The 335-nt window shown below is 72.5% G+C and carries 1 protein-coding gene; it reads left to right on the top strand.

Translation table 11 applies throughout. The features are described from left to right. Window positions 1-335: cytochrome c biogenesis ResB family protein (locus N864_RS23180; protein ID WP_034723321.1), on the top strand; the 335-nt coding region annotated here is incomplete at both ends.

Here is a 335-nt window from a genome sequence, read left to right as displayed (position 1 = left end):
GTGGTTCTCGGCGATCTACCTGCTGCTGTTCGTCTCGCTCGTCGGGTGCATCGTGCCGCGCGCCAAGGTGCACCTCACCGCGTTGCGGGCCCGGCCACCGAAGGCGCCGGCCCGGCCGGAGCGGCTCGGGGCGCACGCCACCCTCACGACGACCGCGTCTCCGGCGGAGGTCCTCGCCGCGGCCCGGGAGGTGCTCAAGGGGCGCCGCTTCCGCACCCACTCCCATGACGAGGCCTCGGTGTCCGCCGAGTCGGGCTACCTGCGGGAGACCGGTAACCTGGTCTTCCACCTAGCGCTGACCGGGATCATCGTCGGGATGGCGGTCGGGCACCTGT

The organism is Intrasporangium chromatireducens Q5-1 (genome assembly GCF_000576575.1).
Classification (GTDB): Bacteria; Actinomycetota; Actinomycetes; order Actinomycetales; family Dermatophilaceae; genus Intrasporangium_A; species Intrasporangium_A chromatireducens.
This window is presented reverse-complemented; position numbering and strand designations above follow the sequence as displayed.